The 15,873-nt window shown below is 43.6% G+C and carries 12 protein-coding genes; 10 read left to right on the top strand and 2 right to left on the bottom strand.

The features are described 5' to 3' along the window. Positions 1 to 34: 34 nt before the first annotated feature. From MHH92_RS17900 to MHH92_RS17885, 4 genes are all read left to right on the top strand, one after another. Positions 35 to 715 (top strand): hypothetical protein, encoded by a 681-nt coding sequence (locus tag MHH92_RS17900; RefSeq protein WP_127549464.1) that lies wholly within the window; start codon positions 35 to 37, stop codon positions 713 to 715. Positions 716 to 1,263: 548 nt separating this feature from the next. After that, positions 1,264 to 2,853 carry a methyl-accepting chemotaxis protein gene (locus tag MHH92_RS17895; RefSeq protein ID WP_340386602.1) on the top strand — a complete coding sequence of 530 codons (1,590 nt, stop codon included), beginning with the start codon at positions 1,264 to 1,266 and terminating at the stop codon, positions 2,851 to 2,853. Between the two features lie 24 nt (positions 2,854 to 2,877). Then, positions 2,878 to 3,303: a chemotaxis protein CheW gene (locus MHH92_RS17890; RefSeq protein WP_100527318.1), complete on the top strand. Its 426-nt coding sequence runs from the start codon at positions 2,878 to 2,880 to the stop codon at positions 3,301 to 3,303. Positions 3,304 to 3,317: 14 nt separating this feature from the next. Then, positions 3,318 to 5,333 carry a chemotaxis protein CheA gene (locus tag MHH92_RS17885; protein ID WP_340905339.1) on the top strand — a complete coding sequence of 672 codons (2,016 nt, stop codon included), beginning with the start codon at positions 3,318 to 3,320 and terminating at the stop codon, positions 5,331 to 5,333. 97 nt (positions 5,334 to 5,430) lie between these two features. On the opposite strand, the gene MHH92_RS17880 is transcribed toward MHH92_RS17885, so the two are convergent. After that, positions 5,431 to 6,315 (bottom strand): LysR family transcriptional regulator, encoded by an 885-nt coding sequence (locus MHH92_RS17880; protein ID WP_036672843.1) that lies wholly within the window; start codon positions 6,313 to 6,315, stop codon positions 5,431 to 5,433. A 112-nt stretch (positions 6,316 to 6,427) separates the two neighbouring features. Here MHH92_RS17880 and zwf point away from each other — a divergent pair, with 112 nt between their 5' ends. From zwf to MHH92_RS17860, 4 genes are all read left to right on the top strand, one after another. Further along, complete coding sequence (zwf, locus tag MHH92_RS17875; RefSeq protein ID WP_036613459.1) at positions 6,428 to 7,951, top strand: glucose-6-phosphate dehydrogenase; 1,524 nt, start codon at positions 6,428 to 6,430, stop codon at positions 7,949 to 7,951. A gap of 36 nt (positions 7,952 to 7,987) precedes the next feature. Continuing rightward, entirely contained in the window at positions 7,988 to 8,653 is a 666-nt protein-coding gene (gene fsa, locus MHH92_RS17870) for a fructose-6-phosphate aldolase (protein ID WP_036613461.1), read from the top strand. Between the two features lie 60 nt (positions 8,654 to 8,713). Next, complete coding sequence (gene gndA / locus MHH92_RS17865) at positions 8,714 to 10,132, top strand: NADP-dependent phosphogluconate dehydrogenase (protein ID WP_036613463.1); 1,419 nt, start codon at positions 8,714 to 8,716, stop codon at positions 10,130 to 10,132. Between the two features lie 246 nt (positions 10,133 to 10,378). Beyond that, a complete protein-coding gene (locus MHH92_RS17860) occupies positions 10,379 to 11,482 on the top strand; it encodes a metallophosphoesterase (RefSeq protein WP_253501128.1) in 1,104 nt (367 codons plus the stop codon). Positions 11,483 to 11,652: 170 nt separating this feature from the next. Here the strand turns inward: MHH92_RS17860 and MHH92_RS17855 are convergent, their stop codons facing one another. Beyond that, positions 11,653 to 12,675, bottom strand: a complete 1,023-nt coding sequence (locus tag MHH92_RS17855; protein ID WP_340905335.1) for a hypothetical protein — start codon at positions 12,673 to 12,675, stop codon at positions 11,653 to 11,655. A 274-nt stretch (positions 12,676 to 12,949) separates the two neighbouring features. Between MHH92_RS17855 and licT the strand changes: the two genes are divergently transcribed. Together licT and MHH92_RS17845 are read left to right on the top strand one after the other, a co-directional pair. Continuing rightward, complete coding sequence (gene licT, locus MHH92_RS17850; RefSeq protein WP_036613466.1) at positions 12,950 to 13,804, top strand: BglG family transcription antiterminator LicT; 855 nt, start codon at positions 12,950 to 12,952, stop codon at positions 13,802 to 13,804. Between the two features lie 132 nt (positions 13,805 to 13,936). Continuing rightward, positions 13,937 to 15,856: a beta-glucoside-specific PTS transporter subunit IIABC gene (locus MHH92_RS17845; protein ID WP_340905332.1), complete on the top strand. Its 1,920-nt coding sequence runs from the start codon at positions 13,937 to 13,939 to the stop codon at positions 15,854 to 15,856. Positions 15,857 to 15,873: the final 17 nt, after the last annotated feature.

The following is a 15,873-nucleotide window of genomic DNA, read 5'->3' as shown; positions in this document are numbered from 1 at the left end:
GTATGAACATCCAACCAAAACGGAGGACTCATGAATGAACATGTCAGAAATGAAAACGCTTGAAACTGCAATGAGTTATGCACCTATTTTGATGTTTGACAGAGCCGAACCCTTTTATCCTGATTTTGTTGGCATTTCTGTGTTGCATCAATCTGGGCCTTCGCCATCGTTCAGAAGGGACATTAAGTTTCCGACCGAGGTAGTACAATATGTAATTGAATATGCAATCTGGTGGGATTATGAGATTGGACATCTGTATGAAATGGAGCATGTATGGGTTTATGTGGGTCATGACGGAGAGGTAGTAGACTGTGAAGCCAGCTTTCATGGGAAGGTGCTACGTGGATTATTGAAGGAACGGGTCAATGTGGTTGGACATCATGTATGTCTGTACTCACAGCCTGGCAAACATGCTTTCTCACCACTTCCGGTTGTATTTGAGTTATTGCCAAACCTGTATAGTGCAGCAGGTGCCGAAGCTGGATGTGATGGGCTACTTGTGAATGAGTTGTTTCAAGATTATTTTGAAACAAATGAACAGATCGATGATCAGGTAGAGCGTTATCTGCAGACCAAAGCGTTTGTACCTACCATGGAGTTCGAAGAATATCTACTAAAACCGGAGATGTTCATGACGTGGGATAATCTGTTTGGAATTATTCCGCACAGGATTAAGGACCGCCTAATGGAACTGGAGCAACTATATAACACATAAATAATTAGTTTTAAACGGGTTTTATGTTAATTTAAAGTGTATTTTTTCGCTTCAGAACCAAACTTTGTTGATTCGGGTTTGGTTTTTTTTATGGGAAAATGGACTCAGTATAAGTAATCATTTATTAGACTTAGGTCTTGAAATGTTGAGTGTGTACAGCAAAAATACATAATTTTTTGTGTGGAAAATGATATTTGTTAGACGTAAGAACTATATAACTTCTTGTATAAATAAAAGAAGATCATGTCACATGAAATTTTGTATGGAGATGTATGTGTAATTCAATGCAGAATGTTGGTTATACGTATATATGTAAATGAAATAAGTAATCTAATAGGTAAGAAGTATAATTTATATTAAAAAGAAGATTCTTTATATCTGAAATAAAAATTCATAATAGTGCAAATTTATAGAAATAAAAATCTCCTATTCAGTTTTAATATATTTATGTCGAAATAGATCGTAAGTTGTCTGGAGCGCGACCAAGAGAAGGGTTTACCAAGCGTTATATACATAACTGGACACTACGATGCCTAGGAGGAGATTACATGAAGTGGTTTGGAAATTTGAAAACAGCAACAAAGATTATCTCAGCGTTTTTAGTTGTGTCGATAATCCTTGCGGCGCTTGGCGTCTACTCTGTAGTAACATTGAGAAGTACGAATGAACGAATGCAAGAGATGTATAACAACAATCTAATCTCTGTGAAAGAATTATCCTCTGCTCAGATTGATTATCAAAGAATGCGTGTGAACGTGCGTGATCTGAGCTTCGAAACCGTTGAAACCGAAAAAACTCGGATCACGGAGAACATCGCTTCGATCCGTCAGAGTGTGAATGATCGCCTGACCATCTATCGTCCGCTTGCAACAACCCCTGAAGAAATAGAGTTACTCCGTAATTTTGATGCGGAATATCCAGGATATTTAACAATGTTTGAACGAGCAACTAATCTGGCTGTCGCAGATGATCAAAGTGCCTTTAATACCTACCTTAAAATTGAGCTTAAACCACAAGGAGACAGGATTGTAGAACTCCTTACCAATTTGATCGAACTTAATGAAAGTATGGCTGAACAGGCGAATATACAATCTCAGGCTGCCTATTCACAAGCATTTAAAGTAACGATAATTCTTGTGGTTCTGTCCGTACTCTTCAGTATTCTCATTGGATATATCATCTCTCGCTCCATTTCGAAGCCGCTCATGGCCATGCTGGGTCTAGCTACGGAAGTTGCCAACGGAAATCTCACCCTTAAGTCAGACATATCCAGCAAAGATGAAGTGGGTCAACTAGCCGCGGCACTGAATCGGATGGTCGATAATCTGAAAGAGTTAATTAACAATATCGTGATGAACTCCCAAAGTGTTGCTGCTTCTTCGGAACAGATCTCAGCCAGCACACAGGAAATTGCGAGCACCAGCACAAGCCAATCCAGTGAGGCGGGAAATATCTCCGAATTGTTCAAGGAGCTTTCACTTGCCATTAACTCCGTCGCTGCAAGTGCGGAAGAAGCGGCTGAACTGTCCAACGATACGGTGAAGACTGCTCGTGAAGGTGGACTTGTTGTACAGACTTCATTGGAAGGTATGCAAGCTGTTAATACAAAAATGACTAAACTTGAAGATGATTCTCGTAAAATCGGTGACATCATTGAAGTGATTGATGATATTGCTGAGCAGACCAATCTGCTAGCGCTGAATGCTGCAATTGAAGCGGCACGTGCCGGAGAACAAGGACGAGGATTCGCCGTAGTAGCAGATGAAGTCCGGAAGCTTGCCGAACGAAGTGGCGAGGCGACCAAAGAAATTACAGCCATCATCAAAGCAATGCAGGAAAATACGAGACAAAGTGTACAGGCTGTAGCAGCCAGTGTTGAGCAGTCTTCCATGACGGGACAGGCGTTTGATCAGATCATTGATATGGTCAATAACTCTTCACAGAAAGTAAACGAAATTGCTGCTGCATGTGAAGAAGAAGCAGCCCAAGCCGCAGAGGTGATGAGCTCTGTTGAATCCATCTCGGCTTCCAGTGAGGAATCCGCTGCAGCGTCTGAAGAGACAGCGGCAACATGCCAGTCTTTGGCGCATCTTGCGGAAGAACTGGCGAATTCGGCAGCTGCCTTCAAAACAAATTAATAAAATTGAATTGAGGGTGAATCGATGTCTTCACTTCAGAAGGAACAATATATTGAACTGTCTGTAGGTGCAGAGACTTGCGCCATTCGAATCGAAGAAATTCACGAAATTATTAAAATGCTCAGCATTACAGATATCCCATTCAGCCGCCCAGAGATCAAAGGGGTAGTTAATCTGCGTGGCAAGGTTGTATGTGTAATGAGCCTTCGTAATTTGCTGGGTATGCCGGATGAAGCGGACACCAGAGCGACGCGTATTATCGTAGTTCGACATCAGGATGAATATATTGGCTTGATCGTGGATCGCGTGAACAAGGTAACCACATATTCGGACATACATCCGCCAACCGGCGGATATGGTCGTAACCGTGAAGGTTTATTCCATGGTGTGGGTCAACAGGAAGACAAGCTTGTGGGCATTTTGAAACTGGACGAAATATTGGGCGGTTAGGGAGGTATATACGAATGATGGATTTGTCTGCCTACCGTGACATCTTTATCGAAGAACTGAATGATCAACTGGAACGTATGGATCAGTCTTTATTGGCATTGGAGCTTTCGCCTTCTGTAGAACTGGTTCAGACGCTGTTTCGGGCAGCCCATACCATCAAGGGATCGGCATCCACTATGGATTTCCGTGAATTAAGCGACCTTACGCATGAAGTGGAGTATGCTCTTGAATGGGTCCGGGAGAAAAAACCGGAGATGACTTCGGAGCTAATTGATACGTTGTTCCGCTCTTTGGACGCCATGAAGGTGCTTCGTGATCAGTACATCCGTGGGGAAGCCTATGCAGATTTTCGAGCAGTAGTAAGAGAAATAAAGGATTTAATTCAGACCCCGACAGTAGTCGGGCAACTTAAAACACCTCAATTGCAACCAGCAGAGTCGATTATGGCACAGGTAGCTATTGTGTCAGGCAAGCAGTTATTGTCCATTCATGTTGTGCTGGAGCAGAAGTGCATGATGAAAGCGGCCAGATATCATATTTTACGACAACGTATCGAGGACATCTGTGGTACGGTTGTCGCTACTGCGCTCATGGAGAGTCAACCGGGCGCGCAAAATGAAGATGATCATTATGGTCAGTTCATCATCATCGTAGCAACGTCGAATGACCAACAGCAGCTTAAGGCAGAGCTGTCTTCAGACTCGGATATTCATATGCTGGAGATTGATCCATATCTGCTGGAATCCAATGAGGTTGCAGCGACGTCTGCACCACTTGAATTAATCTCTGAAACAGAGCAAACGAAACAAAGCTTGCCTACCGTGGATACAACTGGGCCGGATGAGAAAGTGAAAGCTGCTCAACCTACAGTTCGTGTGAGTGTTGAACGTCTGGACCATTTGATGAATTTGGTCGGTGAACTGTTAATTGATCAGACATCCCTTGCAGATCTGAGTGGATCGGGTGCGCGTAAGGAGTCTTCAACACTCATCCGGAGTATTAGTGGTGTATCCGATCATATGGGCAGGGTAATCAAGGAACTCCAAGAAGGTGTAATGAAGACACGGATGTTACCCATTGATCAACTATTCAGTCGCTTCCCGAGATTGGTTCGTGACCTATCACAGAAGCTGGGTAAGGATCTGGAACTGGTTATTCAAGGTGGAGAGACTGAGCTTGACCGGATGATTATTGAAGAACTGAGTGACCCGCTGATCCATCTCATCCGCAACAGTGCAGATCATGGCATTGAAAGTGCAGAGATTCGGGCGGAGAACGGTAAGCCGTCCAAAGGACGTATTACATTAACTTCGTTTCATGAAGAAAATCATGTTGTCATTCGTTATTCGGATGATGGCAAAGGTATCGATGGTGAGAAGATTAAAGCTTCCGCCTTGGGCAAGGGCATCATTAGTGAGGAACAGGCTGCACGCCTAACAACACAGGAAGCTGTCCACCTCATATTTGAACCTGGCTTCTCGACGGCTTCTTCTGTCAGTGAAGTATCAGGACGCGGTGTTGGAATGGACATCGTGCGTAGTCAGATCGGGCGACTCAACGGTATAATTGATATTGATACGGAGGTAGGTGTGGGTACCACGTTTACGATTCGTCTACCGCTCACACTGGCGATTATTAAAGGTCTGTTAGTCAAAGTATCGGGTCGTGTGCTGATCTTGCCGATGTATAATGTTGCTGAGATTGTTCGAATTTCACCTGAAGATATTCAGATGATCCAGGGGCAACAAGCGATCCTGAATCATGGACGAATTGTACCTTTTCACCGACTGTGCGACAGGCTCAACTATCCACGAACAGACCGCAAATCCAAGACCATTCCACTGGTGATCGTGCGTTCCGTTGATAAAATTGCAGCTTACGCAGTAGATGAGATTATAGGAAATCAGGAAGTCGTTATTAAGACACTCGGTACGTATCTGGGAGCGATGAACCATCTATCTGGCGCAACGATCCTCGGTAATGGTAAGGTTGCCCTTATATTGGACGCGTCCTATCTGGTGAGTCTTTAATCGTTAGATAAACACATACATTATGCAGGCCAAAGAGCCTCATCCTCCATAACTGGACGGTGGGGCTCTTTGTTGTACCTTTTGGCATTATAACCACTCAGGATTTGAAAATGAGATCCATAAACCGGTTGGCAGCCAGAGAGATCGGCATATTGCGCTTGGTCATAATCCCCACATGGGAAGGGGGGAGCGGGACATCAAGCTGAATTTCGAAGAGAGAACCTTCCTCCAGCTCTTTGGATATAAATTCACGTGTGACATAGGAAATACCCAGTCCTCGACGCGCAAACTCAATCAACAGATCAACGCTACCAACCTCAATCTCAGGTTTCAACGTGTAATTATAGCTGTTAAACAACTCGGTTATAGCCATCCGAACCCGGCTGTTCCGGGAGAAGAGGATCAGTTGATGCTCAAGAAGCATCTCAAGTGTCATGACTTTACCCTTCAACTGAGCATAACGTTCCCCAGCTACAAAACAGTCCTTCAACTGAATACTTTCCCTGACTTCTAGCTGTGGATCAACAATGGGCATCCGAACAACACCAAGATCGATCTTGCCTTCTTTCAGAAAGGTGATGACTTCCGGCGTAGTTCCATGACTCAGATGTAGCTTGATGTTAGGGTACAAGGTGTGGAATTCCTCTAAATACGCCAGCATGTAATGCTTGAATAGGGAGTCACTGCCACCAATCCGGAGTTCACCATTGTCGAGATTCTTCAGTGCGGCCATTTTTTCTTCCGCAAGGGAGATCAGAATCTGGGATTGTTCAATATAGGAGTATAGACTGGCACCTTCCTGTGTCAACGCTACACCCTTGGAATTTCGATAAAACAAGGTAAGACCAAAGCTCTCTTCCAATTGCTTAATGGCATGACTGACGCTGGGTTGAGTGATATACAGTGCTTTCGCAGCCTGTGTCAAACTTCCCGTTTTGGCGGCCCAATAAAAGACTTTATATAGTTCGTAATTTGTAGTCATAGATGTGGTCTATAGCTCCTGTGAAATATATTAATTACTTGTATGGCTATAAAACGTATTATAGTGTAACTACAACAAAGAAACCAGAGTTACTTGGAAGGAGAACGGTAAGATGGAACCAACTACCATTGTTTTATTTGGTGCAACTGGCGATTTAGCCAAAAGAAAAATATATCCTGCCTTATATAACTTATATCTTGAGCAGAAGCTTCCTGAAACCTTCTCATTGATTGGTCTGGGGCGTAGAGATTGGTCTGATGAATTCTTTCAGGCACAAGTGGAAAAATCACTTAATGAATTTTCCAGACGCCAGGCTGATCCTGAAGTTGTGAAGTCATTTGTGAAAGCTTTCCGCTACAGTGTATTGAATATAAGCCATAAGGAAGATTATATAAAGCTGTTGGGATTAGTTGAACAAAGAGAAGCTGAACTTGGCATTCCGTCCAATCGCTTGTTTTATCTCTCGGTTGGTCCGGAATTCTTCGAACCGATTGCCGAGAACATTCAAGAAAGTGGACTGGGTTCCACAGAGGGCTGGAAACGTCTCGTCATCGAGAAGCCATTTGGTCACGACCTGCAGTCCGCCAGAGACCTTAATCGCAAATTAAGCGAATCGTTCACGGAGGAAGAGATTTATCGGATTGACCACTATTTGGGCAAACCGATGGTACAGCGTTTGGAGACGTTGCATCAGAGTAACCCAATCATGAAGGCTTTATGGAACAACCGTTACATCTCCAATGTGCAAATTACGGCGAATGAGACTGTAGGTGTCGAAGAACGTGCATCCTATTATGATCATGTTGGTGCAGTGCGAGACATGTTCCAGAATCATATGTTGCAATTGCTCATGATGATGGCGATTCAGCTTCCATACAACAGTACTTCCGAAAAAGTTGGATTGAAGAAAAAACACATTATGGAATCGATCCAGCCGTTACAAAAACAAACTGTGGGCGCAAACATCATCCGTGGACAGTATGCAGAAGGCAACATTCAAGGTAAACCGGTAAATGCGTATACTGCTGAACCGGGTGTAGCCGAGAATACGATGAATGACACATTCATTGCTGCCAAATTGCAAATTGATGATTTCTTCTGGCGTGGTGTTCCGTTTTACATTCGCACGGGTAAAAGAATGAAGGAGAAATCAACACGTATCGTGATTGAATTCAAAGAACCTTCAGGACAGACAAATGTGCTGAAAAACAAGGGTTCCAAGCCAAACCTGCTCGTCATTGAGATGAGTCCGGATCAGAGCATGACATTGCAACTGAATGCAAGTGATCCTGAGAATAAAGGTGAATTCAAACCGGTTCATATTGATCTTTCTCCGGACAAAGGTGACCTTGCGGAAGCTTACGAGAATCTGATTCGTGATGCTTTGCTGGGTGATCCAACATTCTTTGCCCACTGGGATGAAGTAGAATTGTCATGGGCATGGGTGCAGCCAATTCTGGATGCATTCCAGGAAAATCTGTTGCCACTTCACCTGTATCCTGCGGGTAGCTATGGACCGGTTGAATCAGATGTTATGCTTGAAGAAGAAGGTCACCACTGGTGGTTTGATGAGCCGGCGGATCAGGAGTCTGTAGTTACAAATAGCATACCCTTGGCGGTTAATGCGAATCTCTAAACCAAAATAAAAAATATATCTGGAGGTAATTTAATCATGAAATTTTTTATCGATACAGCTAACGTGGAAGATATCCAAAAAGCATACAAAATCGGCGTATTATCTGGCGTAACAACAAACCCATCTTTGGTAGCCAAAGAGGGCGTGAAATTCGAAGATCGTATTGAAGAAATCTTGCGTTTGGTACCTGAAGTGGAGTCCGTTTCTGCGGAAGTGACACCAGATGCCCTTACTGCTGAAGAAATGATCGCGCAAGCAGACGAGTTGATCAAAATTAACAACAGCGACAAAAACATCACGATCAAATTGCCGATGACACTAGCAGGACTTGAAGCTTGCCGTTACTTGACCAAAAAAGGTGTGAAAACCAACGTAACGTTGATCTTCACTGTGAACCAGGCACTTCTAGCTGCTCGTGCTGGTGCAACATATGTATCCCCATTCCTGGGACGTCTTGATGATATCTCCGAGGATGGCGTACAATTGGTTACCAAAATTGCTGAATTGTTCCGTACACATAACCTGGATGCACAGATTATTGCAGCTTCTGTAAGACATCCGGATCACGTTACACGTGTAGCAATGGCGGGAGCACATATCGCTACTGTTCCATTCTCCGTCATTGAACAAATCTCCAAACACCCACTGACAGATCAAGGTATGGACAAATTTGCAGCTGACTGGAAAAAAACAGTACAATAATCTATAACCATTCATTCGTTTCAACTTACTATATAAATAATGGAGTATTGGGAGGACATAATGAGTAAACAACAGATTGGTGTTATTGGATTGGCAGTAATGGGTAAAAACTTGGCTTTGAATATTGAAAGCAAAGGTTTCTCGGTAGCGGTATTTAACCGTTCCCCGGAGAAAACGAACGATCTTCTGAAAGAAGCAGAAGGTAAAAACCTGACAGGTGCGTTCACTATTGAAGAATTCGTGGAATCCCTGGAGTCTCCGCGTAAAATTCTGATCATGGTCCAAGCAGGTAAAGCAACAGATGCAACGATCGAGCAACTGCTTCCTCATCTGGATCAAGGCGACATTATTATCGATGGAGGTAATGCTTACTTCCCTGACACACAACGTCGCAGTAAAGAACTGGAAGAAAAAGGTTTCCGCTTCATCGGAGCAGGTGTATCCGGTGGTGAAGAAGGCGCACTGAAAGGCCCGGCAATCATGCCAGGCGGTCAGGAAAGTGCTTATCAGTTGGTAGAACCGATCCTGACAGCGATCTCTGCCAAAGTTGGCGATGACGCTTGCAGCACATATATCGGACCAGACGGTGCCGGACACTATGTGAAAATGGTGCATAACGGTATCGAGTACGGAGATATGCAGTTGATTGGTGAAGCTTATCACTTGCTCAAATCCGTATTGAACGTTTCCGTTGAAGAGTTGCATGAGATCTTCACCGAGTGGAATCAAGGGGAGCTGGACAGCTACCTGATCGAAATCACGGCAGATATCTTCTCCAAATACGATCCAGAAACAGGCAAACCAATGGTTGACGTTATTCTGGACGCGGCTGGACAAAAAGGAACAGGTAAATGGACAAGCCAAAGTGCGCTGGATCTCGGCGTTCCATTGTCCATGATTACGGAATCCGTATTCTCCCGTTTCCTCTCTGCGATGAAGGACGAGCGTGTAGCAGCTAGCAAAATCCTGAATGGACCAGCAACTGAAGCATTCTCTGGCGACAAAAAAGCGTTCATCGAGAACGTGCGTAAAGCATTGTTTGCAAGTAAAATCGTATCCTATGCACAAGGATTTGCACAAATGCGTGCAGCTTCCGATGAATACGGCTGGGATCTGAAATACGGTAACATTGCCATGATCTTCCGTGGTGGTTGCATCATCCGTTCGCAGTTCTTGCAAAACATTAAAGAAGCATATGACAAAGATGCAGAACTCAAAAACCTGCTCTTGGATCCTTACTTCCAAAACATCGTTGAATCTTATCAAGGTGCATGGCGTGAAGTTATAGCGGCTGCTGTAAAACAAGGTATTCCAGTACCTGGATTCTCCAGCGCACTGTCTTACTACGACAGCTACCGTACAGAACGTTTGCCAGCCAACTTGCTGCAAGCACAACGTGACTACTTCGGTGCTCACACATTCAAACGTGTGGACAAAGAAGGTTCATTCCACTTCCAGTGGATGGACACAAACGAGTAATTTTAATTCCGAAAATATAGCATTCCTGCAGTTGCCCTTGAATTTAGCTATTCAGGGCGGCAGCGGGAATGCTTTTTCTCGTTAATGGTTCGAATTTGAATATCATCAAATTGTAATAAAATGTACGAATCTGGGTTTGGCAAACAGATGAACTGACCCTTCAACTACGTTATACTTGTTCAGACGGACCTGTGTCCGTGATGAAAATTCAGAATACAACTTATTGACGTGGAGGTTAGACCGGGCATGTTTGTATTAGCAGGTATATTGTTTTTGGTCGTATACGGTTTATTAGTGTTCTACATAGGTTGGAGCGGTTGGAGTTGGATGAAACCAGTTGTGTCCGCCAGATTTCGATGGTTTTATATTATAGCGATTGTGTTCCTTGCCGTTTCCTTCATTTTGGCACGGGTATTTGGAAGCATTTCGTTCCTCGGTATCATCGGTTCTTACTGGCTGGCAATCTTCTCGTTGTTATTGTTGATCCTGCCCGTCGTCCACCTCACGATGTGGTTGCTGAGATTAACCCGTATTCCAAGACATCACACACAGAAATGGGCGGGAGTTGTTACGCTGGTGCTGTTAGTGTCCACATTGGGTTACGGAATTTTCAACGCTTACAGCCCTGTAGTCAGAACATATAATATCCAGATTGATAAAAAAGTAGAAGGTGTAGACAAGCTCAACATTGTCATGGCTGCCGATATGCACTTTGGACTTCTATCTGGCCCTGCACATGCCAAACGCATGGTGGAGGAAATTAATGCACTGAAGCCGGATCTGGTGCTGTATCCTGGAGATATTATTGATGACAATCTGGATATGTACCTCAATAGCGGAATTGCCGATATTATCAGTGACATTCAGGCTCCATACGGCGTCTATGCTTCACTCGGGAATCACGATAAGTTCGATGGTCCGATTGAAGATCTGATTGCTGCGCTGGAGAAGAGCAACATGCAAGTTTTGTACGATGACAAGATCGTGCTGAATGACAAGATCACCCTCATTGGTCGGAAAGACCGAACAGAGAAGGATCGGGCAGAAGTAGCTACTTTAATGCAAGGCACTGATTTGACCCAACCGGTACTTATGATGGATCACCAGCCGTATGATCTGGATATTGCGGAGCAGAATAATGTAGATCTGGTCGTATCTGGTCACACCCATCGTGGTCAGATCGCACCGGCTCAGTTCATCACACAGGCCATTTATGAGAACGATTGGGGTTATCTGCAAAAGGGCTCTATGCACTCCATCGTAACATCAGGATTTGGATTCTGGGGACCTCCAATTCGTACTAGTAGTCGTTCGGAGATTGTACAGATTAATGTGACGTTCCAGCAATGATGAAAGGCCCTTCGAAAGAAGGGCTGCCTAATAAGCACGTCAAGCGTAGATTGATGATACCGGCTCCGCTTTTATGATGACAAGATTAAATCTACTGTCGTCATAAAGCGGAGTATTTCTTATGCAATTTTAAATCGGCGCTTCAAGCCGCCTGTTTTTTATTATGTAAGTTAGTTTCTTACCCCTTTTGAAGGAATGGCTTCAAACGAATAAAATGCGCCTTTTGTATTGATTTTACCGATAAGCGTCGTGGCTCCTTTTTTCGTGAAGGTGTACTCGTTCTCTTGGATACGAACGGAATAACCTTTTAGCTCAATACCAAATATAGATCTGACTGTAGGTACAGCGATAGATAGTGCTTTGTTTTTGCTGAGCTTGGGCTTGGCAAAAGACTTTTTGAAATCAGCATCATTTTTCCAGTTGATACCTAATTCGTTGGTGACTTTCCATACCTTTCCGGTCTTGCTGCCGATATGTACGTAATTTAGATTGTCGTCATCCCTATACTGCCATAACATATCTTTTCCTTCTACGGTAAATAAGGTGTAATCAAAAGCTTTTACTGAGGGTATTCCAAGTGTTTTGAGTGAATTTCGTGCTATGTTTGTCATCCAGGCATAGGAATCATCGATTTTATATTGCAGAATTGCCGACATTTGATTATCTTTGTCCACATCGATGTAAAGTTGTTGACTTGGTCCAAAGATGACCCAGTAGTTTTGGAGTAAATGTCCATGGTCCTGATCATTGGCTTTGAAACGCCAAAAACCACTTTTAATGAAGATATCTTCATCCTCAAATGTTTTTAAGAAGGCATCAAGCTTCAGGCGCAGCGCATTATCCATGACTTTATTGAGATCAGCGGTATCATACATGATAAGGGTGGACGCGACATGATTTGTATCAGGATCGTATCTTTGTGTGAAATCTGCGAATCCAGTTCCATCTATAGTTCCGTTAATGACCCACGGATCAAATGATGTGTCTATTTTGATGAATTGAATGTTCTGTTTCCCCACGAGTTTAACTATTTCATCATTCAAAAGTTTTTGTGTCTTCCGATCCAGCTGGTCAGCGGATATGTAATTCTCTATCAACGAGAGGTTATTGAATTTTGCAGCCAAGGTGGGCGGCGCTGATAACAATAGCGAGATGGCAGCAATGACGGCGGTAAATGAAGTGATTTTTTTCAAAGTGAATCCTCCTGATTAGTTTGGGTCATATTATTAGATATCAAAGGTTATATCTCAATTCAAAATAACATAAAAGGTAAATGTTTCATATGACCTAAAAAAAGTGGAATAGCAATAGTAGTATTTCTGGGTTGACACCGTTTTCAGGTTATGATAAATTATATCCGAGGCTTGTTACCGGTAATGCGGGCAAAACCACTATGGAAATGATTTTATTATTTCTGTTTTGGTTTTGCCCTTTTTTATTCCTCAAAAAAAACCAGGTGGGTCCATAATGATTATTAAACAGATATTTAATAACAATATTGTCAGTACCGTGGATGACAAAAATCAGGAACTACTGATCCTCGGCCGGGGTATCGGATTTAAGTTCAAAGCAGGCGATGAGATTGATGAAGAGCGGATTGAGAAGGTATTTCGTCTTCAGGATGCATCAATTTATGAGAAATTCAAATCCATCGTAGCTGAAGTGCCGATTGAGATTCTGCAGGCAACAGATGATATTGTGACACTGGCACGAACGCAATTGAACAAAACCATCAGTGACGGGATCTATGTCTCGCTGTCTGATCACATTCACTTTGCTGTTCAACGCTTGGAAAAAGGAATGATTACTCGTAATCCACTTTCTTGGGAAGTTCAGCACTTCTATAAGGCGGAGTACGATGTGGCCAGAGAAGCACTGACCTTGCTGAAGGAAAGACTGGATATTGAGTTTCCCAAAGATGAAATCTGTAATATTGCCTTACATTTCATCAATGCGGAAGTGAATGATTCCATGAACGATGTCACCCATCTGATGCAGCTGTTGCAGGAGATCATGAATATCATCAAATATCACTTCAACGTCGAATTGGATGAAGATAGCGTCAATTATTTCCGCTTCATCACCCATTTGAAATATTTCTGTCAGCGTGTCATTACCCATTCTTCACATGATGATGCTGAGGAGTATTTATATGAAGTGGTTCGGAAAAACTATCCGGAGACATTCAAATGTATTGGCAAGATCGAGACTTTTATCCATAAGAACTATCAGTATGACATGACTCACTCTGAGCAGTTATATCTAACGCTCCATCTGGAACGTTTGATGAAAACCAAGCGGGACGAAAAGTCCACGCAATAGAATCAAATTACAACTGGATATCCTATGGGCTTGTTACTGTTCAATCAGGCAATACCCGAATGAGATGGCGCCATCCATATGCGCTAGATTCGTTCGGGTATTTTTTATTGGAAAAATGAGGAGGAAAACATCATGAAACATCAGGAAACGGCGCAGGAAATCATTAAAGCCGTTGGGGGAACAAACAATATTAACTCAGTTTATCACTGCGTCACACGTTTGCGCTTTGATCTGAAAAACAACGAGAAAGTTGATAACGGCTCACTCAAGAAACTGGATAAGGTCATGGGAACGAATATTTCCGGCGATCAATTCCAAGTCATTATCGGTAATGATGTGGCAAAAGTATTCGATGCCATGGTAAAGGAAAATCCGGCAATCCAGCAAACTACAGAAAACAAAGAGCCAAAGTCGGATAAAAAACAAAATGTCGTGCTGAAAATTTTTGAAACAATTGCAGGTGTCTTTGCGCCGATGCTCCCAGCGATTACCGCGGCAGGTATGCTCAAAGGATTACTTGCACTATTTGTATCCGTAGGTTGGATGTCTGCCGGAACGGATACGTATCGTATTCTTTCAGCCATTGGTGACGGCGTATTCCACTACCTGCCTTTACTGATTGCAGTCAGCGCTGCTCGTAAATTCGGCAGTAACCCGTTTGTCGCGATTGCACTAGGTACGGCACTCATGTATCCAGACATGACAGCATTGTTATCTAGCGGTGAATCAGTTGGATTTTTGGGAATCCCGGTTACGGCAGTAAGTTATGCCTCGTCGGTTATCCCAATTCTTCTTGCAGTATGGTTGATGTCCTATGTCGAGAAATGGATTGACCGTGTTATCCCTGCTGCACTCAAGCTGCTACTTGTGCCGCTGATTACCTTACTTGTTATGGTTCCGGTAACGCTGATTGCGATCGGCCCATTGGGTACATTTGTAGGTAGTGGATTGTCTGGCGGCATCAACTGGCTGCTGAATGAAGGCGGATTGATTGCAGGTATTGTTCTTGGCGGCGCGATGGCGCTCATTATTATGACAGGAATGCACTATGCACTTGTGCCGATCATCCTGAGTAATATCGCTACACTGGGCTTCGATAAATTCTTACCATTAACCTTTATCTCCAATATGGGTCAGGCTGGTGCAACACTCGGCGTATTCTTCCGGGCAAAAGATAAAAAACTCAAAACCGTGGCATTGTCAACGAGTTTCACCGCACTCATGGGTGTAACGGAGCCAGCTATGTACGGGGTTAACATGAAGTATAAAAAACCATTTGCCGCAGCGATGATTGGTAGTGCAGTGGGTGGCGGATTCGCCCTTGCTTTTGGCGCGAAAGCGTATGTACTTGCGGGTAACGGTGGTCTGCCAGGACTTCCTTCCCTGATCGGACAAACCTTCTGGTATTCCTTTGGGGGTATGATTTTGGCCTTTATCGTGGGTGCAATCATGTCTACGATATTTGGTATCAAGGAAGAAGAAGGAGACGCAGAGGCTTTGGCTCAATTCTCACCGGGTGCTTCTACAGCACCAGCGAAAGTTGTTTCCAACGATGCTACAACCGTAAATGTGGACGACATGGGCGATCCAACACCAACGAGTGATGCAGTAGCTGTTGCACCGATGACAGGTAAATCCATCCCGCTCAAAGAAGTCAATGATCCAACATTTGGTGATGAATTGATGGGTAAAGGTGTGGCATTTGTTCCAACGGTGGGTGAATTGGTCTCTCCAGTGACAGGTACCATCATGAATGTGTTCAAAACAAAACATGCGATCGTTGTCCGCAGTGATAACGGAATGGAATTGCTGATTCATGTTGGAATTAACACGGTGAAGCTGCGTGGACAGTATTTTGATGCACATGTTGCTACAGGAGCACGTGTACAGGCTGGAGACAAATTACTCACGTTTGAACTGGCCGAGATTGCAAAAGAATACGACATCACAACCGCTATGGTTGTTACCAATACGGCTGATTACAAGCAGGTTCTACCTGTGAAATTGGGCGAAATCACGATGGGTGAAGACGTCTTGAAAGCTGAGATTTAAACTGTCCGTCTTAGGAC

The organism is Paenibacillus sp. FSL M7-1414 (assembly GCF_038003195.1).
In the GTDB taxonomy this organism is placed as follows: domain Bacteria; phylum Bacillota; class Bacilli; order Paenibacillales; family Paenibacillaceae; genus Paenibacillus; species Paenibacillus amylolyticus.
The sequence above is the reverse complement of the archived record's forward strand: the minus strand, read 5'-3'. Positions and strand labels throughout refer to the sequence as shown.